At 42.0% G+C, this 25,845-nt stretch carries 20 protein-coding genes; 16 read left to right on the top strand and 4 right to left on the bottom strand.

Annotated features, from left to right (window positions below; all coding sequences use genetic code 11):
• Nucleotides 1-58: 58 nt before the first annotated feature.
• The 3 genes from G596_RS0112315 to G596_RS0112305 all read left to right on the top strand — a co-directional run bounded on the left by G596_RS0112315 (nt 59) and on the right by G596_RS0112305 (nt 5,204).
• The gene (locus G596_RS0112315) at nt 59-985 is read left to right on the top strand and encodes a carbohydrate ABC transporter permease (RefSeq protein WP_022762148.1); all 927 of its coding nucleotides are present in this window, start codon (nt 59-61) and stop codon (nt 983-985) included.
• A gap of 71 nt (nt 986-1,056) precedes the next feature.
• Complete coding sequence (locus tag G596_RS0112310; protein WP_022762147.1) at nt 1,057-2,643, top strand: extracellular solute-binding protein; 1,587 nt, start codon at nt 1,057-1,059, stop codon at nt 2,641-2,643.
• Nucleotides 2,644-2,705: 62 nt separating this feature from the next.
• Nucleotides 2,706-5,204, top strand: a complete 2,499-nt coding sequence (locus G596_RS0112305) for a glycoside hydrolase family 31 protein (protein WP_022762146.1) — start codon at nt 2,706-2,708, stop codon at nt 5,202-5,204.
• A 370-nt stretch (nt 5,205-5,574) separates the two neighbouring features.
• Here G596_RS0112305 and G596_RS0112300 read toward each other — a convergent pair whose 3' ends face one another.
• From G596_RS0112300 to G596_RS0112285, 4 genes are all read right to left on the bottom strand, one after another.
• Complete coding sequence (locus G596_RS0112300) at nt 5,575-6,444, bottom strand: CPBP family intramembrane glutamic endopeptidase (protein WP_022762145.1); 870 nt, start codon at nt 6,442-6,444, stop codon at nt 5,575-5,577.
• A gap of 200 nt (nt 6,445-6,644) precedes the next feature.
• Entirely contained in the window at nt 6,645-7,502 is an 858-nt protein-coding gene (locus tag G596_RS0112295) for a hypothetical protein (RefSeq protein WP_022762144.1), read from the bottom strand.
• Between the two features lie 7 nt (nt 7,503-7,509).
• A complete protein-coding gene (locus G596_RS0112290; RefSeq protein WP_022762143.1) occupies nt 7,510-8,583 on the bottom strand; it encodes a HAMP domain-containing sensor histidine kinase in 1,074 nt (357 codons plus the stop codon).
• Nucleotides 8,580-9,272, bottom strand: a complete 693-nt coding sequence (locus G596_RS0112285; RefSeq protein WP_022762142.1) for a response regulator transcription factor — start codon at nt 9,270-9,272, stop codon at nt 8,580-8,582. Before G596_RS0112285 ends, G596_RS0112290 begins: the two co-directional genes overlap by 4 nt.
• Nucleotides 9,273-9,508: 236 nt before the next feature.
• On the opposite strand from G596_RS0112285, the gene G596_RS0112280 reads away from it, so the two are divergent.
• The 13 genes from G596_RS0112280 (at nt 9,509) to G596_RS0112215 (ending at nt 25,817) form a co-directional block, all read left to right on the top strand.
• On the top strand, nt 9,509-10,846 hold the full coding sequence (locus G596_RS0112280; RefSeq protein ID WP_022762141.1) for a TrkH family potassium uptake protein: 1,338 nt from the start codon (nt 9,509-9,511) through the stop codon (nt 10,844-10,846).
• A 10-nt stretch (nt 10,847-10,856) separates the two neighbouring features.
• On the top strand, nt 10,857-11,504 hold the full coding sequence (locus tag G596_RS0112275) for a potassium channel family protein (protein WP_022762140.1): 648 nt from the start codon (nt 10,857-10,859) through the stop codon (nt 11,502-11,504).
• A 149-nt stretch (nt 11,505-11,653) separates the two neighbouring features.
• Complete coding sequence (locus tag G596_RS22040; RefSeq protein ID WP_022762139.1) at nt 11,654-13,639, top strand: DUF4118 domain-containing protein; 1,986 nt, start codon at nt 11,654-11,656, stop codon at nt 13,637-13,639.
• Nucleotides 13,632-14,351, top strand: a complete 720-nt coding sequence (locus G596_RS0112265) for a response regulator transcription factor (RefSeq protein ID WP_022762138.1) — start codon at nt 13,632-13,634, stop codon at nt 14,349-14,351. The genes G596_RS22040 and G596_RS0112265 overlap by 8 nt, the downstream gene beginning before the upstream one ends.
• 176 nt (nt 14,352-14,527) lie before the next feature.
• Nucleotides 14,528-15,448, top strand: a complete 921-nt coding sequence (locus G596_RS0112260) for an ABC transporter ATP-binding protein (protein ID WP_022762137.1) — start codon at nt 14,528-14,530, stop codon at nt 15,446-15,448.
• On the top strand, nt 15,441-16,361 hold the full coding sequence (locus G596_RS0112255) for an ABC transporter permease (protein ID WP_022762136.1): 921 nt from the start codon (nt 15,441-15,443) through the stop codon (nt 16,359-16,361). The genes G596_RS0112260 and G596_RS0112255 overlap by 8 nt, the downstream gene beginning before the upstream one ends.
• Nucleotides 16,362-16,373: 12 nt before the next feature.
• On the top strand, nt 16,374-16,808 hold the full coding sequence (locus tag G596_RS0112250; RefSeq protein WP_022762135.1) for a LytTR family DNA-binding domain-containing protein: 435 nt from the start codon (nt 16,374-16,376) through the stop codon (nt 16,806-16,808).
• Between the two features lies 1 nt (nt 16,809).
• Nucleotides 16,810-17,253: a DUF3021 family protein gene (locus tag G596_RS0112245; RefSeq protein ID WP_022762134.1), complete on the top strand. Its 444-nt coding sequence runs from the start codon at nt 16,810-16,812 to the stop codon at nt 17,251-17,253.
• Between the two features lie 286 nt (nt 17,254-17,539).
• Nucleotides 17,540-19,228: a glycoside hydrolase family 3 protein gene (locus G596_RS0112235; RefSeq protein WP_022762133.1), complete on the top strand. Its 1,689-nt coding sequence runs from the start codon at nt 17,540-17,542 to the stop codon at nt 19,226-19,228.
• Between the two features lie 19 nt (nt 19,229-19,247).
• The gene (gene pgmB / locus G596_RS0112230; RefSeq protein ID WP_022762132.1) at nt 19,248-19,883 is read left to right on the top strand and encodes a beta-phosphoglucomutase; all 636 of its coding nucleotides are present in this window, start codon (nt 19,248-19,250) and stop codon (nt 19,881-19,883) included.
• A gap of 153 nt (nt 19,884-20,036) precedes the next feature.
• Nucleotides 20,037-21,881, top strand: a complete 1,845-nt coding sequence (locus tag G596_RS0112225) for a family 43 glycosylhydrolase (protein WP_022762131.1) — start codon at nt 20,037-20,039, stop codon at nt 21,879-21,881.
• 60 nt (nt 21,882-21,941) lie between these two features.
• Nucleotides 21,942-22,973: an alpha/beta hydrolase gene (locus tag G596_RS0112220; protein WP_022762130.1), complete on the top strand. Its 1,032-nt coding sequence runs from the start codon at nt 21,942-21,944 to the stop codon at nt 22,971-22,973.
• A 30-nt stretch (nt 22,974-23,003) separates the two neighbouring features.
• Nucleotides 23,004-25,817, top strand: a complete 2,814-nt coding sequence (locus tag G596_RS0112215) for an alpha-L-rhamnosidase (RefSeq protein ID WP_022762129.1) — start codon at nt 23,004-23,006, stop codon at nt 25,815-25,817.
• Nucleotides 25,818-25,845 lie beyond the last annotated feature (28 nt).

Genomic DNA, 25,845 nt, shown 5'->3' with positions numbered 1-25,845 from the left:
AATGGGAGAAGGTGGCGCGAAGCGCCGGATGAGGGGAATGAAAAGGAGAAATAAATCTATGGAAAACATACTTAAATTCGAGACCTCCCGGATGGAAATAAAAAAGCGAAGCAAATTTTCCGGAGACAACATGGTAAACGTCATTTTTCATCTGATTGCGGTCCTCATGATAATCGCGGTAATGTATCCGCTCTGGTTTGTCATAATCGCATCCTTCAGTAATCCCGCGGATGTGGCAAACGGTAAGGTCTGGTTATGGCCAAAAGTTATAGATGTAAGGGGATACCAAAAGCTTTTCGAACAGAGCCAGATTTGGAAAAGTTATTGGAACACCATTATATATACCCTCACCGGTACTTTGGTTTCGTTGTTCGTTAATATAACGGCCGGTTACGCTATGTCAAGAAAAGACCTGCCCGGTAGAAAATGGATAAATACTTTCTACCTGATCCCTATGTTTGTAAGCGGCGGTCTGATTCCAACCTACCTTGTAGTGAAGCAGTTTGGACTTCTTGATTCATTCTTCGTAATGGTGATTCCATTTGCGGTATCCACTTACAACATAATAGTTGCGAGAACTTTCTTTCAAAACTCGTTGCCGGAATCCCTCTGGGAAGCGGCACAAATAGATGGCTGCAGCACCATGAGATATTTTGTTCAGTTTGCAGTGCCCCTTTCAAAAGCAGTGATTGCCGTAGTCGGACTTTGGACCGCGGTAGGACTTTGGAACTCATGGTTTAATGCACTGATTTATCTGCAAAATGAAGATCTCATACCGCTGCAGCTCCTCCTTCGAAGAATTCTCATTTCCAATGAGTCCTTGCTGGGAGCGGCGACGGGAACAATGGCTCAGGAGCTGAGGCAGCTCTCTGACATGATGAAATATGCTTCAATTGTGGTTTCTACATTGCCTATCATGGCCCTTTATCCTTTCTTGCAGAAATACTTCAACCAGGGCGTGATGATAGGAGCAGTGAAGGGATAAATAACTAATTACTTTAGCGACATTTGATCAGCAAAGTAATAAAATATTTTTAAGGAAAAAAGGAGAGAAATATGAAAAAGACGGCATTGATGACAGCAGGTATTCTTGCACTTAGTGCACTTGTATCGGCATGCGGACAAAGCAAGGCTGCAACTGACACTGCAGACATTGCACAGACTGAAACACCCAAGAGCGCAGAGGCCGGCTCTTATGAGGTTGCTACAGTAAGATGGGCAGACTGGGGAGAGGACTACCATACAGGTTTTCCGGATGAGGCTGCCAAAGAGGCAGGAATTTCCATAACCTGGGATACAATCCTCAATTCTGACTGGGCTGATAAGAAGGCTGTACTTCTTGCAGGCGGCGACCTTCCGGATGCGTTTATGGGATCCATCTGCTTTTCAGAGTCTGATGTCCTGACAAATACAGGATCCTTCATCGCACTTGACGACTATATCGATGAGTATATGCCTAACTTCAAGAGCATCATCGAGAGTGATCCTACCATGAAAGCTCTTGCAACTTCAGCAGACGGACATATCTACGGACTTCCTTCCAAGAAGCCCTGCAGACCTACTGTCGCAAACCAGATGTTTATAAATAAGAAGTGGCTTGATAACCTTGGACTCGAGGTTCCCACAACCTATGAGGAGTTTGAAAAGGTTCTTACAGCATTCAAGGAGCAGGATGCCAACGGCAACGGTGACCCTAACGATGAGATTCCTTTCGGTCAGGGTTATGCTGATTCGGTAATGTTCTTCTGCCTTCCCTTCGGTACAACAATCGGAGCAGACGGCACATACATGATGGCAATTCAGGATGGCGAGCCTGTATATCTTCCTGTGACAGAAGGCTACAAGGAAGGCATCGAGTGGATGCACAGCTGCTTTGAAAAAGGGCTCATTGACCCTGAGCTTTTCACTGAGGATTCTTCCATGCGTGACGCGAAGCTCATGAATGAGACCCCCATCGTAGGCGCAGCTCCCGGCTGGACAGCTGACTCTACCTTCGGCGCAAATTCCGATCAGTACGTTGCACTTCCCGCTCTTAAGGGACCTTCAGGTGAAAGCTACATCTCTGCTGATCCCGAGCACTGGAACTACAGCAGATACGAGTTTGTTGTAACATCATCCTGTGAAAATCCAGGAGCACTCCTTTCATGGGTGGATAAGTTCTACACAGAGGACGCTTCAATCCAGAACTTCTATGGCTCCTTCGGAGTTGGTGTTGAGAAGAATGACGCCGATGGAACATACACTGTTCTTGAGCCTCAGGACGGAAACTCTGCAGACACCTTCGCATGGATTCAGTCACTTCGCGACTTCGGTCCCAAGTATGTAGCAGACGGTTTCAACGATAAGGTTTCCTACGCGGCAGAAAACGGTGATGCAAGTAAGCTTGCACTTGATAAGGAACTCGGAAAATATGCTAAGGAAGCATTCCCTAACGTAAGCTACACAAATGACCAGCTCACCACACTTGCAACTCTTTTCACAGACCTTGATTCTTATGTTACATCCAACCAGGCAACCTGGGTAACAGAAGGCGGAATTGAAGAGCAGTGGGATAGTTACATCAAGACCCTTGAGACCATGGGCTATAACGACTTCATTCAGATTCAGAAGGACGCCTATAACACATATAACGCAAATAAATAATGCCTTCCCCTTGGGGGAAGGTGGCGCGAAGCGCCGGATGAGGGGAAACGAAAGAGGACATAATGAAAACATTTAATTTTAACCCACTTTGTCCGACCGAAAACATACTTCTTGGAGCAAGCTATCGCATTAGCATTTTGACGGATAGCTTGCTCCGTCTTGAGTATGAAAAAGACGGACATTTTACAGACAACGCAACGCAGGTTGTACTTAACAGAGACTTCCCGAAGGCAGAATTCGAAGTCCTTGAAGACAACGAAGAGAAGCTGATCTTCATAACGAAGAAACTGAAAGTCACATATGACAAAAAGGATTTCACACCTAGAGGTTTACAGATAGAGCTCCTTGGAACGATGAAATCCGGCTCTGATATCCCTGAAAAAAATGGTGATGACAGCAATCAGGAGAATAATTCTGAAGTAAATAACGTCATCTGGAACTACGGAGAAAACGGCAGAAATCTCTTCGGGACCGTGAGAACGTTGGATGAAACCAACGGAGTGGTTCTGTATGAAAAGGGCCTGTTTTCACGTGAAGGCTACGCCTGGTTCGATGATGGCGAAAGCTGCGAGCTGTCCGGCGAGGACATTTTCGATAGAGAGCATCCGGAGAAGGATGTCTACTTCTGGGGCTACGGCACGAGATTCAAGGAAGCTCTGAAGGACTTCTATCACCTTTGCGGAAAGGCGCCCATGATCCCCAGATATGCGCTTGGAAACTGGTGGAGCAAGTATGAGAAGTACACGGAGGAGAGCTACCTGGATCTCATGGATAAGTTCGATGAGGAGAATGTTCCGATCACAGTGGCCGTGATCGACATGGACTGGCATCTCACCGAGATTGATCCTAAGTACGGAACAGGCTGGACGGGTTATACCTGGAACAAGGAATACTTCCCGGATTACAGGAGATTCCTGTCAGAACTTCACAGAAGAGGAAAAGCTGTTACCTTGAACTTACATCCCGCAGACGGTATAAGAGCTTTCGAGTCGATGTACGAGAAGGTTGCAACCCGCATGGGCATTGATCCGGAATCAGAAAAACCGGTGGAGTTCGATCTTATGAACAAGGACTTCGTGGACGCCTATTTTGAGGATGTTATGCAGCCCTATGAAGAGGACGGCGTGGACTTCTGGTGGATTGACTGGCAGCAGGGTACAAAGGCTAAGTCTGGAAGTGTGGATCCTTTGTGGATTCTTAATCACTACCACTTCCTTGATCAGCTCCGCAGAGATAAAAGAGCTATGATCTTCTCTCGTTTTGCGGGAATCGGAAGCCACAGATATCCCATAGGATTCTCGGGAGATACCTGCGCAACCTGGGTTAGCCTTGATATTCAGCCGTTTTTCACATCAACTGCTTCAAACGTGGGCTATGGCTGGTGGAGTCATGATATAGGCGGACACATGCACGGTGAGGAGGACACGGAGAGGACCTGCAGATGGATTCAGTTCGGAGTCTTTTCACCAATAATGAGACTTCACAGCTCCTGCAATCCGTTCTTCTTCAAGGAGCCCTGGAACCTTCCTCAGCCCATGAGGAGCGTAGTCGGGGACTTCATGAGACTAAGGCACAGGATGATTCCGTATCTTTATACGGCGAACTACAACGCATATAAAAATGACGAACCGCTGATGCAGCCACTTTACTACGGAAGCCCCGAAAACGAAAAGGCGTATCGTTCCAGAAACGGTTACTACTTTGGAAGTGAACTGGCAGTTTATCCCATTACGAGCCCGCTTGATGACGAGCTTCAGATGGGTGAGGTACTTGCTTTTATCCCTGAGGGTAGATGGATAGATATTTTTAATGGCAATGTCTACGAGGGTGACAAGCTAAGAAAGCTCTACAGACCTATCGAGCAGATTCCTGTGCTTGTTAAAGCCGGCGGTATTGTTCCGATGGCGGATGAGATCACTTCGGACGTAAATAAGCTTCCCGAAAAGCTTAGAATTTACCTCGGCGTCGGCGCAGACGGAAGTTACACACTTTTTGAAGACGACGGACTCACTAACGGATACATGAAGGATGAGGGAGTTTTCACAAAGATAACTCAGACCTATGACCATGAAAAGAGAGAGCTCTGCGTCGAAATCAGCGGAGCTGAAGGGATGACAAGCTTCCTTCCCGAGCAGAGAGAATTTACGCTTGTGCTCTGCGGGGTAGAGGATGGCGTAATGCTTGAAGATTCTGGAGAAAATGGCGTAACACTTGAAGGCTCTGAAGGGAATAGCGCAACGCTTGAAAGCTCTGAAGAGAATAACGGAACTGATGCTCAGCAGACTTTGGACTATGATGAAGATAAAAAGCAGGCGATTGTTTCTCTCGGAAAAGTTATGGCTGCAGAGAGAACAAAGCTTGTTATAAAGAATGTTGTTCTAAGCTCCAACGCCAGAGAAAAAGAAGTGTTTAAGCTTCTTAAGAGATGCAAGTTCAGCTATGACATGAAACAGCGAATTTACGACAGTTTCTTGCAGGGTGGCCTCAGATTCGAGGAAGAGATAAGAAATATTGATATCTCTGAAAAGATGAAGGATGCACTTATAGAGATAATTGTTTAAGGTATTTATAGAGATAATTGTTTAAGGCACTTATAGGAGAAGATTTGTTGTTTGGGATTTTTTGTTGAACAACAAAAGAATAATAAAATGTCTGTTTTGTTGTCTGGGAATTTTAGGTAAACAATAAAAGTGCAAAAAGTTAGCTGATTTGTTGTGAGGATAATTTCAGAAGACAACAAATATAGCATAATTCACAGGATTTGTTGCAAGGATTAATTCTACGTACAATAAAATAAAAAGATTCCCAAGAATTTGTTGCAATACAATGCATCCCCAAACAACAAAAATAGTAGATCATGTAGAATTTATTGTATAGATATGTAATAGACATGTTTTAAGGCCGCTGCAAAACGCAGCGGCCTCAATATTATTATGCAGAAAGCTCTGTAGCTTCAACCTGCTCATCCTTTACGGAAAGCTTCTTGTAAGTGAAAACAGTAAGTGCCATAAATATTGCACAAACAACTACAGCTTCAACCATGCTGAGAGGTCTTCCGAGAACTGAAGGGATTGCAACAGCAACAGTATTGTTGATAATGTGAATAATAATTGCAGGAATTACTGAATTAAACTTATAAGCAACGAAAGCAAGTGCAAGGCCAATGGGAAGTGCATATAAGCTCTGCATGGGATTCATGTGCATGATAGCGAACATAAGCGCAGAGAGGATGACACATCCTACAATTGCAAAGGCCTTTTTAGAACTCTTGAGCATTACTCCTCTAAAGGCCAATTCCTCAGCGATAGGTGCAAACAGTGCGACTGTGAGTACTGCTACAATTTGATTTCCGCCTGTTACAAGCCCCATCAGCTGACTGAATAACTCAGAACTTCCGGGAATAAGAATTGTAGTAATTTTGGAAATGATTAAATCAAATGTATAGAAACCAAGTGAGATGCATACAAGAAATGCGATAGCATTTACATTTGAGATCTTTTTAAGACCTGATTCATAGGTTCCAAGCTTCTGATCTTTCTTAACGGATCCGAGATAGTACCAGAGACCGAATATTACGATGCATGCAATCTCACCAACGAACTGTAATACTGTTAAGATTCCGGAAATGTATTCCATGTATTCTTCATTAGTTGCAAAGGCTTCGCCGGTCTGTGCATAATGTAATGCAGATGCTCCAACAGTTCCGACAGCACCTATGATTGCCTGGATTCCTATAAAGAGCAGCATAATTCCGATTGCTGCCAATATTGCTTTTGCTTTACTTCCTTTTGTTGTTTTCATACTCTTTCTCCTTTTTTTACATAAAATTATTGTTTAATAAAATACATAAAAAAACTTCAATCGTACGGGCGATTCCGTATCGCGTTTTCTGTCGTTCCCTTGCCCGATGAAAACATGATAATTCGGAATCATTTCCGCAGATTGAAGTAAATCTTAACGTAACCTTATTTTTACATTATTTGTTTATTTATCAGATAATTCTATTCGCTTTGAGAAGGAATATCTGACTCATCCTTATGTGAAAAAGGCAATCTTCTGTAAAAGAAAATTGAAAGCCCAAGGAATATTACAACAAAGCATGCACTTATAGCAGGAGGAAGCTCCTTTTTTAGGATTTCATTCAGTATTACCGCGCCTGCATTGTTTATAATACCTATCATCATACCGGGGATTGCAGAACTGAATTTGTAGGAAACAAACATCATAACAAGGCTAAAGGGAATTCCATATATCGATTGCACAGGGTTGAGCATTATAATTGCAAGCAGTATGGAAGGTATGATTATGCATCCGGCTATTCCAAAAGTTTTCTTTAAATTCTGCATCATAATGCCCGGGAAGGCAAACGCAGTTCCCATAGAGGATAATAAAATCATTGAAATCAGATTTATGGGGGTTGGGTCAGAAACACCTGCCATTATACGGTGGAAATATTCACCGCTTTCGGGAGAAAGCATCATTACCAGATCAGCAACATGTCTGTCAAAAAGACCGATTGTAAGCGCTGAAAAAACAATAAAACCTATGGCATTGATATTGCAGATTTTATCAAGGCAAGGCACATAAGTTCCGGCAAGTTGATCTTTTTTTACATATCCCAGATAGTACCAAATTCCAAAAAGAATTGTACCTATCAGATTGGAAACAAATACCATTATTGGCTGATATGACATCACAAAAGCAGTCAGGGCTTCATTATCCATACTCTCACGTGGGACAGAAACGGAGATAATTATACTGGCAATTATTGATACCACCAATTGAATCAACAGGTAAAGGAGCGCTATACCTACTGCTCCAAATACTGTTTTTACCTTGTTTTCCTTTTTTGTTTCCATAATTCTTTTACCTCTCTAAATCCTTTTTCAAGGGTAAAGTTACTACAAAGCTTTTGTAGCCATCATCCGTGTTTTCAATGTATTCAAGACTTCCGCCATGAAGCTCGGCAATTCTTTTTGCTACTGATAATCCGAGTCCGCTGCCACCGCTTTTCCCCTTCTTGTAGGGTTCAAAGATATGGTCTTTTAAGTCATTCTGCAGGAATGGACCATTATCGGAAAAGCTGATAACAACATCGTTTTCTTCCTTTACCGATATCTTAAGGGTAGTATTCTCAGGGTTGTGTCTGATGGCGTTATTTATCAGATTTGTAAAGATACGTTTCATCTGTTCTGTGTCATAGCTGCAGATAACCTTGTCCGGAATATCGGGCTCAAGAATGATTTTTCTGTCCTCAAATCTGTAGAACATATCTGCAAGAATCCCGCGAAGGAGCCCTGAGATATTGCCTTCTTCGGGAAAAATCTTATAGTCGGTACTTCCGTATTTTGCGTACTCAAGCATGTCCTCCAATTGGACATTTGCTGCCTTTATCTGCTGCTCGATGATAGTCAGATAATGGTTTCGCTCATCCTCTGGAATATCCTTTTCCTTGAGGAGCCTGGCATAGCCCATTACCATAGTCATGGGAGTCTTCAGATCGTGAGCGATACCTGCATATAACTGCCTGTTTTGTTCCTCGTTTTGCTCTCTGATGTTCTGAGCCTCTTTTAATTTCAAAACCATGTGATTGAAGGCTTCTTCCATCTCCGCGAATTCAAAACTGTCCTTTACTTCCATCTGAACATCGAGATTCCCTGAACTTACCAGATTCATGTTGTCCGCAATTTTTCTGGCGGGATCCGAAATGTTTTTCTCCAGAATATTGGAGAGAAACCAGAAGAGAAGATAGGTCACAATCATACTGGCTAGAGTGATCTGAGTACTCAGATCATTAGGAACTCCCTGGTTATCGTATATATTGTTTATGACCCCTGTCAGGAAATCCTTGATTTTATCCAGAAATAATATAAGTAAAAAAACGTAAGCCAGAATAAGTATCAGAAATGTTTGCAGCTTTCTTTTGTATTTCAGTCTCATTTTTCTTCCATCCGATATCCAAGTCCTCTGATAGTGTGAATATAATCATTTTCCCCGTCAGAGATCTTAGCTCTAAGTTTACTTATGGCGACCATGATGCTGTTATCATCCGGGAACTTATCACTGTCCCATGCTGCCTCATATATCTGATCCTTGGTGAGAACCTGCCCGATATTACTCATGAAAAATTCGGTCATCCTGTATTCAAGAGCTGTAAGCTCCACGGATTCATCATTTTTATAAAGGCGTTTCAGACCGGGATTCAGTCTCAGAGATCCGCAAATAAGCTCTTTTCCTTCCTCCTGACGATCGTAGCCGTAGCATCTTCTGAGCGTAGACAGCACTCTTGCAGCAACCTCCATGGGATCGAAGGGCTTTACGATATAATCATCCGCTCCAAGATTAAGGCCCTTTATTCTGTCAAGAACATCGCCCTTGGCAGTGAGAAACAGAACCGGCACGTTGCTTTCTTTTCTGATCTTCTCAACCAGTTCATAGCCGTCCATAACGGGCATCATTATATCTGTGATAACAAGGTCAAACTGTTCTGATTTAAATAAATCAAAAGCTTTGCTGCCATCATATTCTTCCTTTACAGTCATTCCGTGCATTTCAAGGCAGACCTTGAGAAGACCTGCGATCTGCGGCTCGTCATCAACGACCAGCACTTTGTACTTTTTATCCGCCATAATAACTCCCTCTAACCCACTTTTTGTTTTTAAAATATCATATTAAACCACTTCTATTTCTGCAAATTGAAGTGAATCTTAACGTAACCTTAACACTCCCTGATATCTTTATACAATCTTAATACGAGAGAGCAATGTTTAATATAGTCTTATTTGATTCGGAGTTAATATCTAGATAAGTAATAAGACCTCACAGAAATTTTATGTAAAAAACAGAGGTCAACAGGAGTTTATATATGACATTAATAAAAAGTGTAAAGGAGAGACTTACTTCCTTTCAGATTATTATTATAGGATTTGCCGGCGTTATTTTGCTGGGTGCCTTTATGCTTATGCTGCCGATCGCTTCAAGAATTGGAGTGCTTACACCTTTTGATAAGGCTCTTTTTACATCCGTATCAGCAGTTTGTGTAACGGGACTTGTTGTAGTTGATACAGCCACCTATTGGTCGTTTTTTGGGCAGCTTGTGATATTGATTCTTATTCAGATCGGAGGGCTGGGGGTTATTACAGTTGCATCTTTGATGGTGATGCTTGCAGGAAGAAAAATCAGTCTTATGCAGAGACAAACTATGCAGAATGCAATCTCTGCTCCGCAGGTAGGTGGAATTGTAAAGCTTACCAGATTTATTTTTAAGATATCTTTCCTGATTGAAATGGCAGGAACAGTTCTTCTGCTTCCGGTATTTGTGCCTGCGTATGGCATAAAAGGAATATGGATGTCGCTGTTTCATGCAGTTTCTGCCTTTTGTAATGCCGGCTTCGATCTGATGGGAAATAAAACGGGCGAATTTAGTTCTTTGACATCTTTTTCCGCTAACGGATATCTTAGTTTAGTTATTTCAATGCTGATAGTAATAGGTGGTATCGGCTTTGTTACTTGGAAGGATGTTATATCCAAAAAAAATGCTTTTAGTGAATACAGAATGCAGACAAAGGTGGTTATAGTGACTACCGCGATCCTTATAATCATTCCATCTATCATTTTCTTCTTTACGGAATTTTCAAGTGCTCCTATGGATGAGCGCATATATATGTCTGTTTTTCAGGCAATAACGCCCAGAACAGCCGGATTTAACACAGCTGATCTTACTAAAATAACAGATGTGGGGCAGGGGATAACAATGATTCTCATGTTGATCGGAGGAGCCCCGGGATCAACTGCCGGAGGCATGAAAACAACTACGGTGGCTATTCTTTATGCCAATGCCATTGCTGTATTTGGAAGTAAACCAAATGCAAACATTTTTGGTAGAAGAATTGAGGACTGCATTGTAAAAAGTGCATCTACTATTCTTTTTATGTATGTGACCTTTTCAATCGGTGCTGCAACAATTATTAGCATGACAGAAAATCTTCCTATGGAAACCTGCATGTTTGAGGCTTTTTCAGCTATCGGAACAGTAGGCCTCACACTTGGGGTTACACCGTCACTCTCGTTTTTTTCGCACATTTTGCTGATGTCACTTATGTTTTTTGGGAGAGTCGGGGGTCTGACCATTGTATTTGCCGCTTTTTCACACAAGGATAAGAGTATTCTCAGATATCCTACTGAGAACATAATGGCGGGATAAGGAGTAAGAAATGAAATCTATACTAATAATCGGGGTAGGCAATTTCGGAATGCTTATTGCCAAACAGGTTCATGAGCTTGGACATCAGGTCATGGCAATTGATAAGGATGAAGAGCGAATTAACGAGGTTCTTCCTTACGTTACAAATGCTCTTATAGGAGATAGTACAAATGAGAACTTTCTACGGTCTATAGGAATAAATAATTTTGATGTGTGTATCGAAACTATAGGAAATGATTTTCAGAGTTCACTTGAGACAACTTCACTCTTAAAGGAGCTTGGAGGGAAAAAAGTTGTTTCAAGAGCAAACAGGGAGGTTCAGGCAAAGTTCCTGCTAAGGAACGGAGCGGATGAAGTGGTTAATCCGGAAAAGGAGATAGCTAAGTGGACTGCCATAAGGTACACATCAAATCATATTCTGGATTATGTCAAACTGGACGATAATCACGCTATCTTTGAAGTGAAACTTCCAAGAGACTGGATAGGGAAAAGTATAAAAGAAATAAACATCAGACAAAAATTCGGAATAAATATTATGGCTATCAAAGAGAATGGTGACATGAATCTGACTATTTCGCCTGATGATGTAATTAAGGAGGGACAGACTTTACTGGTACTGGGAGAACATAAAGCGATACAAAGATGTTTTCACATCTGAGCGGAGGGTTATAATTATGATAGATGTTATAGCTTTTTTGGCAATGATTCCATTTTTCCTCGGGGCCTTTTATATTACAAATAAGGTTTTTTCCTATATTTGGGGTATTGAAGGGTCTAAGGGTGAACGAAAAAAGAAAGGGATAGTTCATGACTTACGAAACAAGAACCGAAGGCACAATCCCTACTGAGCATGTACTTGTCTGCCTATCACCTTCACCAACAAACAGAAAAATCATTGATGAGGCATCAAAACTGGCAAAAGCATTTCATGCAAATTTTACGGCACTTTATGTCTCCAAAACACAGGAGGATAATCTGCCTGATGAGGATTCCGTCCGACTTCAAAATAATATAAGGCATGCTGAGGATATAGGTGCGACGATAACCACAGTAATTGCAGAGAGTATACCCTTTGCAATTGCTGAGTTTGCCAGGGTTTCGGGAGTTACTAAAATTGTTATAGGACGAAGCAATACCAAGAGATACCATTTTTGGGAGAGACAGACTGTCACGGAGCAGCTTATTTCAATTGCTCCGGGTATCGATATATATATTATTCCCGATTCAAAGACTAACAGTAAAATTGAGCAAAGCAGCAGGTTTGCAGAACATATTGCTCCTACGGGAAAAGATTTTCTGATCACAACTGCTCTTTTGGTAGGAATGACCCTGGTGGGAATATGCTTCCGCAGGCTTGGGTTCACCGAATCCAATATTATAACGGTATACATCTTTGGGGCTCTGCTCAGTGCCATCCTTACGAGGAGCCATTTTTGCAGTCTGATCAGTTCATTCTGTAGTGTCCTTTTGTTTAATTTCTTTTTCACTGAACCAAGGCTCACTTTCCATGTATTTGAACCCGGATATTTTGTCACTTTCGTAATTATGCTGGTAGCTGCTTTGTTGACCGGATCGCTTGCTTACAGATTAAAGGATGTGGCCAGAGAATCTGCACAGTCTGCTTTTCATACCAAAGTGCTATTTGATACTAACCAACTTCTTCAAAAAAGGAGAACTGCTGATGATATTTTAAATGTTATGGCAAATCAGGTGATTCTGCTTCTTGATAAGGACGTAATCATATATCCTGTGGAAAACGACGAACTTGGGGAGGGGTACATTTATCTTAGCGATGGTGACGGTAATGGGACACCTTTCCGGAATCATGATGAAGACGAGGTTATAAAATGGGTTCTTGCAAATAAGAAAAGAGCCGGGGCTACGACCAAGGTTTTCAATAGCGCAAAATGCCTGTATCTTGCTATCAGAATAAATGGAACTGTTTATGGAATAATGGGAATACGTGTCGGGAAAAAGGTCCTGAGTTCGTTTGAATACAGTATTCTTCTATCTATACTTGGCGAATGCTCACTTGCTTTGGAAAACCTCAACAACGAGAAAGCTAAGGAAGAAGCAGCACTAATGGCTCAGAATGAAAAGCTGCGGGCAAATATATTAAGGACAATATCGCATGATCTACGGACTCCGCTGACATCAATATCCGGAAATGCAAGTAATCTCTGTAGCCATTATAAGTACCTTGATGATGAGACCAGAGAACAGATTTTTTCTGACATCTATGATGACTCCGAGTGGCTTATACAGCTGGTTGAGAATCTTTTATCCGTAACAAGGATAGAAAATGGCGAGATGCAGCTGAATAAATCACTGGAAGTTCTTGATGATATTGTTGATGAGGCTATTAAACACATTGACAGGAACAGGGTAGATCATGAGATAAAGATAAGTCGCGCTGAGGATCTTGTCGTTGCGGAAATGGATGCAAAACTAATTACGCAGGTTATAATTAATCTCGTAAACAATGCAATAAAGTATACCCAGAAAGGCTCCGAGATAGATATTTCATATGGAGTCAAGGACGATCTTGTTTATGTGAATGTTATAGATAATGGTCCCGGTATGGATGATAATATGAAGGAGCATGCCTATGACATGTTTTATACCGGGCATAACACTGTTGCGGATGGTAAGAGAAGTATGGGGCTTGGACTTGCCTTGTGCAGATCAATAGTGGAGGCTCATGGAGGAACTATTGAAATCAGGGATAACTATCCTTCGGGGTGTATTATAACTTTTTATCTGAAAAAGAAAGATGTGTGTATAAATGAATAAATTTCAGATTCTGGTTGTGGAGGATGATCCTCCGATCAGAAACCTAATAGCTACAACTTTAAAAACCCATGAGTATAAATACTTGTTGGCGAAGGACGCAGAAGAAGCAATTCTTCAAGCCTCAACACATAATCCTGACGTTGTTTTTCTTGACTTGGGACTTCCGGATTTTGATGGGGTTGAGGTGATAAAACGAATTCGTGAATGGTCAAATATGCCAATTATAGTGATCAGCGCAAGGAGTGAGGACGAAGATAAAATAGAAGCTCTTGATGCTGGCGCAGATGATTATCTCACAAAGCCTTTTTCTGTGGAGGAGCTTCTGGCAAGACTTCGTGTAATGCAAAGAAGAATAGCCATGCTACAGCCGGATAATGATGCTTCCGAGAGCTCTGTCTATGAAAACGGAAAACTGAAAATTGATCTGGCGGCAGGCTGCGCTTATAAAAACGGAGAAGAACTGAAGCTTACTCCTATTGAGTATAAACTTCTCTGTCTTCTTGCAAAGAACACCGGAAAAGTTCTTACGCACAAATATATAACACAAAAAATATGGGGTAGTGCCTGGGACAGTAATGTAGCATCGCTTCGTGTGTTTATGGCCACTCTCCGAAAAAAGCTTGAGGATAAAAATGATTCTTCTGCTTATATTCAGACACATGTCGGAATAGGCTATCGAATGCTTAAGGTGGATGGGAAGGAAGTAATTTAAAAGCTTTAGTGAGCAATGTTGTTGCAAAAAGGAAAAAATGTATTTCACCTAATGAAAAGTGCAACTCACCGCAGTTGCACTTTTTTTCTGTCAAAAATGCGTTAATATCGTTTTCAGAAAGAACACAGAAATAAATTTGAAAGAAAAAATATAAGCTTTGACGAAAGGGGTACGGTATGCAAAATGCAATTGAAGTAAAAGGACTGCAGAAAAAGTACGGAGCTATGACAGCTGTAAATAATATTTCTTTTTCGGTAAAACAGGGTGAGCTGTTCGCCTTCCTCGGAGAGAACGGCGCCGGAAAATCCACAACGATAAACATGCTAAGTACAATTCTTCCGAGAACTTCAGGACAGGCGATCCTCATGGGACATGAACTTGGAAAAGAGAATGATCTTATCAGAAAAGAAATCGGAATCGTTTTTCAGAATTCGGTTCTCGATGATAAGCTCACGGTAAAGCAGAATCTTATGACTAGGGGAGCCTACTACGGCTACACCAAGAGCGAGATAATGGAGAGGCTCAAGGATTTCTGGGAAGAATTCAATCTGGAAGAAATCTGGAACAGAAAATATGAAAGACTCTCAGGCGGACAGAGAAGACGAGTTGATATAGTAAGATCTCTCATCCACAAGCCTAACATCTTGTTCCTGGATGAGCCCACCACCGGACTTGATCCGATGTCACGCAAGATGGTTTGGGACTACATCAACCACTTAAGAAAGCATGAGAATCTAACAATTTTCCTCACAACTCATTACATGGAGGAGACGGCGGAAGCTGACAACGTGGTGATCATGGATAAGGGAAACATCATAGCCGAGGGGACACCTGCTGAACTTAAGAGCAGGTACACGGGCAAAAAGCTCATCTGGTACGCTGAGGAATCTGAGGAGAACAAGAGAATCCTGGAGAATCCTAATGTGCAGAAATATCGCTACGAAGCGGATCATTACAACATAGCGATGGATGAGGGAATATCCGAATTTGTTTGGAGAAACAAAGATTATATCAAGGATTTTGAAGTGATCAAGGGAACAATGGACGACGTATTTTTAACACTTACAGGAAAGGAAATGGTGGAGTGCAATGGCTAAATTCAGAGGACTTTTAGGACTTACAAAGAGAAATATGATGGTATTTTTTAATGATAAAGGAGCGATATTTTTCTCGATGCTGACACCTATTATCATACTTGCGCTTTACCTGCTTTTCCTTAAAAACACTTTTGTTTCATCACTTGAAGGAGCTGCGGCAGGGCTTTCGAATTTCATAAGCGCAGCGGATATGGATCAGTTTGTAAACGGACTTCTGCTCACGGGAATAATAAGCACCGCGCTTCTTACAATCCCTTATAACGCACTGGAGATCATCGTTAAGGACAGAGAGGATAAGGTTGACCTCGATATGATTTCAACTCCCGTTAAAAGATGGGAGATCATCCTTTCTTATTTTCTTGCAGCAGTGACGGCCGCTTTTTTACAGACAATGATAGTTCTGGCGTGCGGAATAGGAATCCTTGCGGTAAACGGCTCCATGTATCTTGTGGCATCCGACATCGTTAAACTCGTGGGAGTTATTTTCCTCGGAACGGTTTCTTCAACGGCAATTTTCATGCTGTTTATGATGTTCTTCAGAAACATGGGAACCTGCAGCGCCTTCATGGGAATTCTGTCTGCGGTATCGGGTTTTGTGATCGGTGCGTACATTCCGCTTTCGGAGTTTAACAAAACTATCCAGAATGTATGTAACCTCGTACCTGCTACAGGCATCTCAATTCTTATCAGAAATTATCTGACCGGAGGAGTGCTCCGTCACATGGATGAGAGCATAGGTGGAGTAGATAACGGTGCATTCATGGATGCCATGCGCGAAGTCTTTTCCTTCAATCAATGCGCACTCGGAAAAACCTTTTCATTGAATCAGTCGTGCATATATATAATAATAGTAACAGTTATATTCATTGCAGCCATAAGGCTCATATATCCCAAGGTTTACAACAAGAGATAAAGGGGAAAAGTTTTGAGGGTTACTTTTAATAAGATTCCGCAAGGGGAAACTGAATACGCGGTGATCAATGCTCACGAGCGCACATCTTCCATAGATACCGTGATAGGACTTCTTGAGAACGGAGAGCAGATGATTCTGGGGTACAAGGACGGCGAAAGTGTACCCTGTGCCATTTCGAAGATTTACTATTTTGAAACGGTTGATGACAAGTGCTTTGCCTACACAAAGGACGACTGTCTTGAGATAAAGAGCAGACTATATGAGGTGGAGGGACAGTTGGATTACAGATTTTTCAGGTGCTCCAAATCCATGATCTGCAATATCAGGAAGATCAAAAGTGTGAAGGCTGAATCCAATGCGAGGATGCGCGCAACACTGCTAAACGGTGAGCCCGTCATTATCACCAGAAGCTACGTCAAAGAGATGAAGAACAGATTGGGGTTATGATATGAAAAAGGTGAAAACTATAATTGAACAGACTATGATGGTAAGCTTCATGGTACTGTGCTATGTCGGTATCTACGGCCTTCTGGTAATGAGACCGCTTGATTATCATTTTGACTGGTATATTCCTGGATCCATTGTGGTTGCCAGCTTTATGTGCAGTCTCGTAACCGTGATGTTTTATTATGGCGACAACGACAGCGACAAGAATGAAAATGCGGATTTGAAATTTAAACTGAAAACGGTGGCGCATTTTATTCTGCTCTACGCGGTTATCATGTCGTTCGGGCGTATCTGCTACTGGTATCACGGAATCTTCGGCTTTATCGTTACCTCAATAATTTATGTGATTATCTACATCGGATCCTGGTTTGGAACCTACCTGATTTTCAGACATGATGAAAAGATTATATCTGAGGCGCTTGATAAAATAAGGGATGAGGACTAAGAGATTTTTTAGGGCTCACAGCATGAGAGTGCTGTGGGCACTTTTTTATTTTATACGAGGAAAAAACTATGGCAGAAAAACAAAAGTAATGGACAATCCCGGATGAAAATTCAGCCTATTGGATCCATAGCTAAACTGAATCTAATACATTAAAAAATGTCGGATTGTCAATAATAAAAACTGTTCAGTAATTATTTCCCAAATAATAGAATCATAATCATGAAATTGTTTAAGCGAGGCAAAATGCATAAGCATAGCAATAATGCCGAAAGATAGGAGCATGATTATGATCAATTACAAAGACAAACCCTTTAACTTAAGCGATGAGAAAATCAAATGGGTTGAGGATACATATGAAAAAATGACGCTTGATGAAAAAATCGGACAGCTTTTCTGTCCGGTTATTTTCAGCAAGGATGAGAACGAATTAAAGGAGACCCTCGATAAATATAAGATAGGTGGACTACTTTACAGAGAAGGACCGGGCGAGGAAATATGGAAGGCTCAGAGCTTTTTACAAAAGGAGAGCAATATACCACTCCTCATTGCTGCAAACCTCGAGTATGGCGGAAATGGTTCGGCAGTTGAAGGAACCTACTATGGCAGAGAGATGCTTGTTGGTGCTACAGGAAATGCCAGACGCGGTTATGAGCTGGGGAAGGTTAGCTGCTCAGAAGGCGCAGCTGTAGGAGATAACTGGTCCTTTGCACCTGTAGTTGATCTCGACAGAAACTACCATAATCCAATTATAAATGTTAGGGCATTTTCAGATGATGTGCAGACAGTCATCGATATGGGAAGAGGTTATCTTAAGGCAGCAGCCGAAGAGGGCGTTGCTACAGCAGTAAAGCACTTCCCGGGTGACGGAATAGACGAGAGAGACCAGCACCTTCTTACAAGTGTCAATTCACTCTCTGTTGAAGAGTGGGACGAAAGCTACGGAAAAATCTACGAGGCAATGATCGATGCCGGAACACTTAGCGTGATGGCGGGACATATCGCAATGCCTGCCTATGAGGAACTCTTTGATGGAAAAGCACCTGAAAAGATTATTCCTGCTACGCTGTCTAAAAATCTTCTCGGTAAACTTCTCAGGGAAAAGCTCGGGTTTAACGGTCTTATTGTGTCTGATGCCACGCCTATGGTGGGCTTTTGCAGTGCAATGGACAGAGAACATGCTGTTCCACTTTGCATAGAAAACGGCTGCGACATGTTCCTGTTTAACAGAAACATCGATGAAGATTACGAATACATGCACAAGGGCTATGAAAAGGGCATCCTGTCCGAAGAGAGATTAGAGGAGGCCGTTAAGCGAATTCTTGCGACCAAGGCAGCTCTTAATCTTCCTGAAAAGAAGGCAAACGGTACTCTGGTTCCTGCTAAGGAAGGGCTTAACATTCTCTCATCAGAGGAGCATGTGACCTGGGCAAAGGAGTGTGCTGATGAAGGAATTACCCTTGTAAAGGATACACAGAAGCTCCTTCCCATAAAGCCTGAAAATCATAAAAGACTTCTTCTTGAAATGATGGGAGGTTTTGAGTCTGACGAGCGCGTAACAAAATTTGTAATGGATAGACTTAAGGCTGAAGGTTTTGATGTGACGCTGTATGAAAAAGAAGGCTTTGAAGTAATGACCGATTCCGTTTCAAAGCTAAAATCCAGATACGATCTAATCATCTATGTTGGAAATGTGGAAACTGCATCCAACAAAACCACAGCAAGAATGAACTGGCACACAATGTTCGGACTTGGAAATAACATGCCCTGGATGGTACATGAGCTCCCGGTTATGTTTATAAGCTTCGGTAATCCGTATCATCTTCTCGATGCACCGATGATAAAGACCTTTATCAACTGTTACTGTAATTCTGAATTCGTTATGGATGCAGCAATTGACAAGATTTTAGGCAGAAGTGAATTTAAGGGAAAATCACCTGTTGATCCTTTCTGCGGAAAAATGGATTTGAGATTTTAAAGCGGGAGGATGACATATTATGAAAGCTTTTATATTTGATCTTGACGGGGTTCTTGTTTTTACTGATAAATATCACTATCAGGGATGGAAAATGATAGCGAATAAGCTGGGAATAGGCTTTGATGAAAAGAAGAATTCAAGACTTCGCGGTGTCAGCAGAATGGAATCTCTGGATATTATTCTGGAAGACAGTGTCAGAAAGTTTTCCGAAGAAGAAAAGGAAGATCTTGCTGCTGAGAAAAATGAATATTACAGGGAACTTCTGGGAACAATGACACCGGAAGACGTATCACCTGAAGTAAGGAATACACTTGCGGAACTTAGAAACAGAGGGCACAAGCTTGCGATAGGTTCTTCAAGTAAAAATACAAAGTACATCCTGGAAAGGGTGGGACTTACAGATTACTTTGACGCTATATCTGACGGAACAAATATTACAAAATCCAAGCCTGATCCGGAGGTGTTCTCAAAGGCAGCAGAATTTTTAAGTGAAAATCCCGATAACTGCGTAGTTGTTGAGGATGCTGTTGCCGGAGTTATCGCAGGTAAAAGAGCCGGCATGAGAGTTGCGGGAATAGGCGACGCAGCAGCATACGAAAAGACAGACTACAAAATAAGCGGATTTTGCGAACTTCTTAATATTTCTGTAAAGTGATGGCCCTTTTAAATGCCGGATTATCAAAAATAAAAACTGTTCAGTAATTATTCCCCAAATAATAGAATCTATAAAAAGAGAGCAAGATACCGCTTCTAATCGCTGCAAATATCAAGTCTTCCTCTTGAGGGGATAATTACTAAGGAGAATAACGTGAAAAAAATACTTTGCAATCCCATAAACATAGATTACCATTACCAATTCATAAAGGACGGAATGTCTGGCGAGCAGCACATTTCCAGAGAAGCAGCTGATCCCACATTTTTATTTTATAAGGGAAAATACTATATTTTTGCATCCATGAATATGTCAGTGTGGGTATCTGATGATCTCATCAATTGGAAGAGCGTGCGACTTCCCGATAATCTTCCTCTTCTTGACTATGCTCCGGATGTAAGAGTCATCGGAGACTATGTATATTTTAGTGCATCAAAAAGGGGAGAAATCTGCAACTTCTATCGCACCAGAGATATTGAGAACGGACCATATGAGGAGATAGAGGGAACCTTTGACTTCTGGGATCCCAACCTTTTTCAGGATGATGACGGAAGAGTTTATTTCTATTGGGGATGCTCTAATATGACACCAATCTGGGGAGTAGAACTTGAACCTGAGACTATGAAGCCTCTTTCAGAGAGAATAGAGCTTGTTCATGGACGCCCAAAGGAACTTGGCTATGAGAGATGCGGTGAGAACCATTCAAAGAGACTTATTGAAGGCGAGGAGCTGGACAGAGTATTTGAGGGATTTAAAAAGAATATGGGAGAAGAGGCATTTAGTAAGGCCTCTGATACAGACAAGGCTTTCTTTAGGAGTATGCTCAGCAACAATCCTTTCATTGAAGGTGCATACATGAATAAGCATGATGGAAAATATTATCTTCAGTATGCAGCGACAGGTGCTGAATATAATGTTTACAACGATGGGGTATATGTATCCGATTCACCCCTTGGACCTTTTGAGCTTGCAAAGAACAATCCCTATTCCTATCAGCCCGGAGGATTTATGCCTGGGGCAGGACATGGCTCAACTATGGAGGATAAAAACGGTAATTTCTGGCATACATCAACCATGAGAATAAGCCTTAATGATCCCATGGAGCGAAGAGTCGGTATATGGCCTGCAGGCTTTGATAATGATGGTGAGCTGTTCTGTAATACTGGCTACGGAGACTGGCCAAGGAGCATAAATGACGGGAAACCGGATCCATGGGCTGAGCCTGAATGGTTCCTTCTTAGCAGGAATGCAAAGATGAGTGCATCATCTGTAAGTAAAGAGGATACGGTTTCACCTGTAGGTGATAACAATCCTGAGAGAGCCTGTGAAGAGGATACCAGAACCTGGTGGAGAGCAGCAGACAACAAGCCCGGCGAATGGCTTCTCATGGATATGCGCGAAGTTAAGGACGTCAGATTTATTCAGATCAATTTCGCGGATGACAGTATTGACGCACTTCCGCCCGGAGAGATACCTGAAAACGGATTCGGTGCAAGACTCATTGATGAGAGAAAATATGTGACAAGATATGTGCTGGAAGGATCATCTGATGGCGAAAACTATGAGATTCTGAGCGATAAATCCAAGGCTGATACCAATCTTCCTCATGATACTTTGCTTATAGAAAATGGAAAAAGGTTACGTTTTATAAAGCTCACAATTCTGGAGCTTCCAATGAATCAAAAGGCAGCAGTATCAGGTATTCGCGTATTTGGAAAAGGTAACGGAAGGGCTCCCGGAGAGGTTACATTTACTGCTACTATTGAGAGCGAATTGGATATGAGTATAACAATGTCTTCCGAGGGCGCGGATGGTTATAACATTAAGTGGGGACATGCAGAGAATAAGCTCTATCACAGTTGCATGTACTACCCGGAGAAAGGCTCATCTAAGGGTACGAGATCTATCGGTGCACTTATAAAAGGTCAGGAGGTATACCTTCAGGTCGATGCCTTTAATGAAAACGGAATTACTCACGGGGAAGTACAGAGGCTGAGATAAGTTCAATATTATTGGATATTATCGAGGCTATTTAAATGATGATATAAAGCGAGGTTAAAAATGAGATTTAGTCCTGAAAAAGAGAAAGAGATAATTAAAATATGGGGTGAAAATATTCCGGGAAATACCGGAGAGTCCAAGCATGACAGAATGAACTGGGATGATTCGCTTTCTCCCGAGGATATGTTTGTTAAATATCCCGGAATATGGGATAAAACCACAGATAAAATTGGCGATATGCGTGGCAACGATACCATGGTATATCGTGAAGAAATAAAGGATGGTTATGCAAATGAGACTTATGTGGATGAGCCTTTCATTGTTCCATATCTTGTACCTGGAAGTAAGAAATGCGTGATTTCCTGTCCGGGAGGTGCATATCTTACCAAGAGTATTGATAGTGAGGGAGCAGATATAGCCGAGTTTTTAAATGCAGCAGGAATAAGCTGTTTTATTCTCTGGTACAGATCATATCCATACAAGGCTCCTTACATGTTTCTTGATCTTCAGCGTGCAATCAGATATGTAAGATTCCATGCAGATGAATATGGGATTGATCCTGACAAGATAGCTACAGTAGGTTTTTCAGCAGGAGGAAATCTTGTAGGTGTTCAGGCAGTTATCACTCAAAACGGGGCAGTAGGAATTAGCGATTATGTGGAAGATGAGATCGATAAGGTGGACGGAAAGCCCAATGCAGCAGGATTGATATATCCGGCTGTTACTGTTGCAAATGACAAAATCCAGGTGGTTATGGCTGATGCTGAAACCTATAATGATGCCGGGAGGAGAGCTGATTTTGCTGCCAGATACGAATTAAAGGATCATGTAAATGATGAGGTATGCCCAATATTTATGTGTAACGCAGCTGATGATGATGTGATTGATGCATACCATATGGTGGATTTTGCAAGGGCGCTCAGGAATAAGAAAATTTCTCACGAGCTGCATGTTTTCCCCTATGGAGGACATGGCTTTGGTGGCTGTAAGCCGAATGATACAATATATTATCCCGGCTTTGTACCTCCGGATCTTACAGCCGTTTCACAGTGGAAAGATCTGTTTGTGACCTGGCTGAATAAAGTGCTGTGATGAAATGACATAAAAATAGAAGAGGTATTTATGAAAATAACAAGAGCAAAACTTAATGGAATAATTAACCCAATCGGATATGATTTTAAAAATCTTATAGCATCCTGGAATGTGGAAGAGACAGATGCGAAGACATTAAAAAATGGCGTGCTGGAGGTGGCTGCAGACAGGGACTTTACTGAGATTCTCTGCAGAAAAGAGGCTGCTAACCTTGATCAGACAGGTGAAGTTATCAATGGAGATAAGGTAAATATTGACTTAAAGCCCCGCACCGGATATTTCTGGCGAGTGACGATTACAGGCGACAACGGAGATACCACAGTCTCAGATGTGCAATACTTTGAGACTGGAAAGATGGACGAAGCCTGGACAGGAAAATGGATTGCAGCAGAGGATGGTGCTAAATATCATCCGATTTTCAGAAAAGACATTGAGCTTAGGGAAAAGCCTGTGAAGGCCAGACTTTATGTGAGCTGTCTTGGCGTATTTGAGGCATATCTTGATGGTGAGAAAATCGGAGATGAGGTTCTGACTCCTTACATCAATGATTATGAAACAGGAATGCAGATTATTGCATTTGATGTGACAGATAAAATAGGTGAAAAAAGTCAGCTTGATATCCAGGTCGCTAAGGGCTGGTATATGAGTAACTTCGGTCTTGAGGGCGGTCATAATTTCGGTGACAGAATGGAGGCCATTGCTGAGCTCCATGTGGACTTTGCTGATGGAAGCCATGAAGTAATCGGAACGGACAATACCTGGAAGGTACTGAAAAATGATGTTATCGAATCCGGAATTTATTACGGAGAAGATCTGGATAGAACAGCAGGAACACCTGAAATCGGTAATGCTGTCGAAGTAAAGGCAGAGAGAGCACTTCTTGACAGATACAGTATTCCGGTAATTGTAAAAGAGATACTTCCCGCAAAAGAAATAATCCATACTCCTGCAGGTGAAACTGTAGTTGATTTTGGACAGAATCATGCAGGCGTAATGGAGTTTGATGCTGATTTTCCTGCAGGTACAAAGATAATAATTTCCTGCGGAGAGATACTTCAGAAAGGCAATTTCTTCAACAAGAATTACCGCGAAGCAAGATCTCAGTTCACTTATATATCTGATGGAAGGAAAGAGACAGTACATCCCAGGTTCACTTTTTTCGGATACCGCTATCTGAAGATTGAAGGTTGGCCGGAGGAGTGCGCACTTACAACTGACAAGATAAGATCCTGCGTTCTCTACTCCGATATGGAACGCACAGGTTATATTGAGACCAGTAACGAAAAAATCAACAGGCTCTATGAAAACTGCATATGGGGTCAAAAATCCAACTTCCTTGATATGCCCACAGACTGTCCGCAGAGAAATGAGAGACTTGGCTGGACAGGTGATGCGCAGGTATTTTCTCAGACAGCCAGCTACAACATGGATACCCGTGCCTTCTACAGGAAGTTCCTTCGCGATCTTGCACTTGATGCAAAGCGTCACGAGGGAGGCGTTGCAAGCTTCCTGCCCAATACAGCCAATAACCTTGCGGGAGTTGGAAGCATCTGGGCTGATGTAAGCACAATAGTTCCTAATGTACTTTATAATACCTTCGGTTCTCTGGAGGATACCAAAGAACACTATGAAATGATGAAGGGCTGGGTAGAGTACATGCATCGAAATGATGCAGAGCATGGCGACAAGGGGTTCTTCATTTTGCCTTTCCAATTTGGCGACTGGCTTGGTCTTGATGGAATAACTGAGCAGAGCTTCAAGGGAGGGACCAATGACGACTACCTTGCTGCAATCTATTACTATCGCTCAACAGTCATAACAGCACAGATGGCAGAGAGGCTTGGACTCAAAGAGGATAAGAAAAAATATGATGCCCTTGCAGAAAAGGTAAAGAGCGCAATTCTTGATGAGTACTTCTCAAAGACAGGACGTCTTGCCTGTGATACTCAGGCAGCATATATTGTTGCACTTGCCTTCGATGTATATGTGGACAGGGATAAGCTCATAGAGCAGTTCATTGACAGACTTAATAAGGACTGTTACCAGATAAAATGCGGTTTTGTGGGAGCACCTCTTCTTTGTACCACTCTTGCAAAAATCGGAAGAATGGATCTGGCATATCATTTCCTGTTTAATGAAGGGTTCCCAAGCTGGCTCTACTGCGTAAATCTTGGAGCTACCACAATCTGGGAGAGATGGAATTCGGTTATGCCTGATGGAACAATATGTGATGAGGGAATGAACTCCCTTAACCACTATTCATACGGAACGGTCGTGCAGTTTATGTATGAGTACATAGGAGGACTTCGTCCTGCCACTGAAGGCTTTAAGAGTGCAATAATTGCACCGCAGCCTTCCATGAAATTCAGACATTTTAATTCATCTATGGTAACTGCAGCAGGAAAATATGTATCCAATTGGAAGATCGGGGAGGACGGAATATTTACATTAAATATTGAAGTGCCGTTTAACGGAAGTGCTAAAGTAACTCTTCCCAGATTTAGCAGAAGTAAGCTTGCAGTTACAGGTTTTGATGCAGAAACTATTGATGAAAGCGGAGCAGTGGTACTTCCTGCAGGAAAGTATGAAATCAGCTACGTGCCTTCAAGAGATTATCGATGCGTGTACGGACCTGAAACCAGGCTCTCCGAGCTTGAGAAGGACGAAGAAGTGATGGCACTTCTTGAGAAGGAGCTTCCCCCTGCCTATGGAATAATCCGTAAGCATGATAAGGAAAACGGCAATCATACCTTGGGCGAGCTGCCATTCCTGTTCTTTATGGGCTTTACACCTGAAAATGTAGGTCCTGTTAATGAAAAGATATTCAATTTTAAGAGATGGTAAAACTATAGTATAAAGTGCCTCGTCACCA

Source organism: Butyrivibrio sp. AD3002 (assembly GCF_000420905.1).
In the GTDB taxonomy this organism is placed as follows: Bacteria; Bacillota; Clostridia; order Lachnospirales; family Lachnospiraceae; genus Butyrivibrio.
This window is presented reverse-complemented; position numbering and strand designations above follow the sequence as displayed.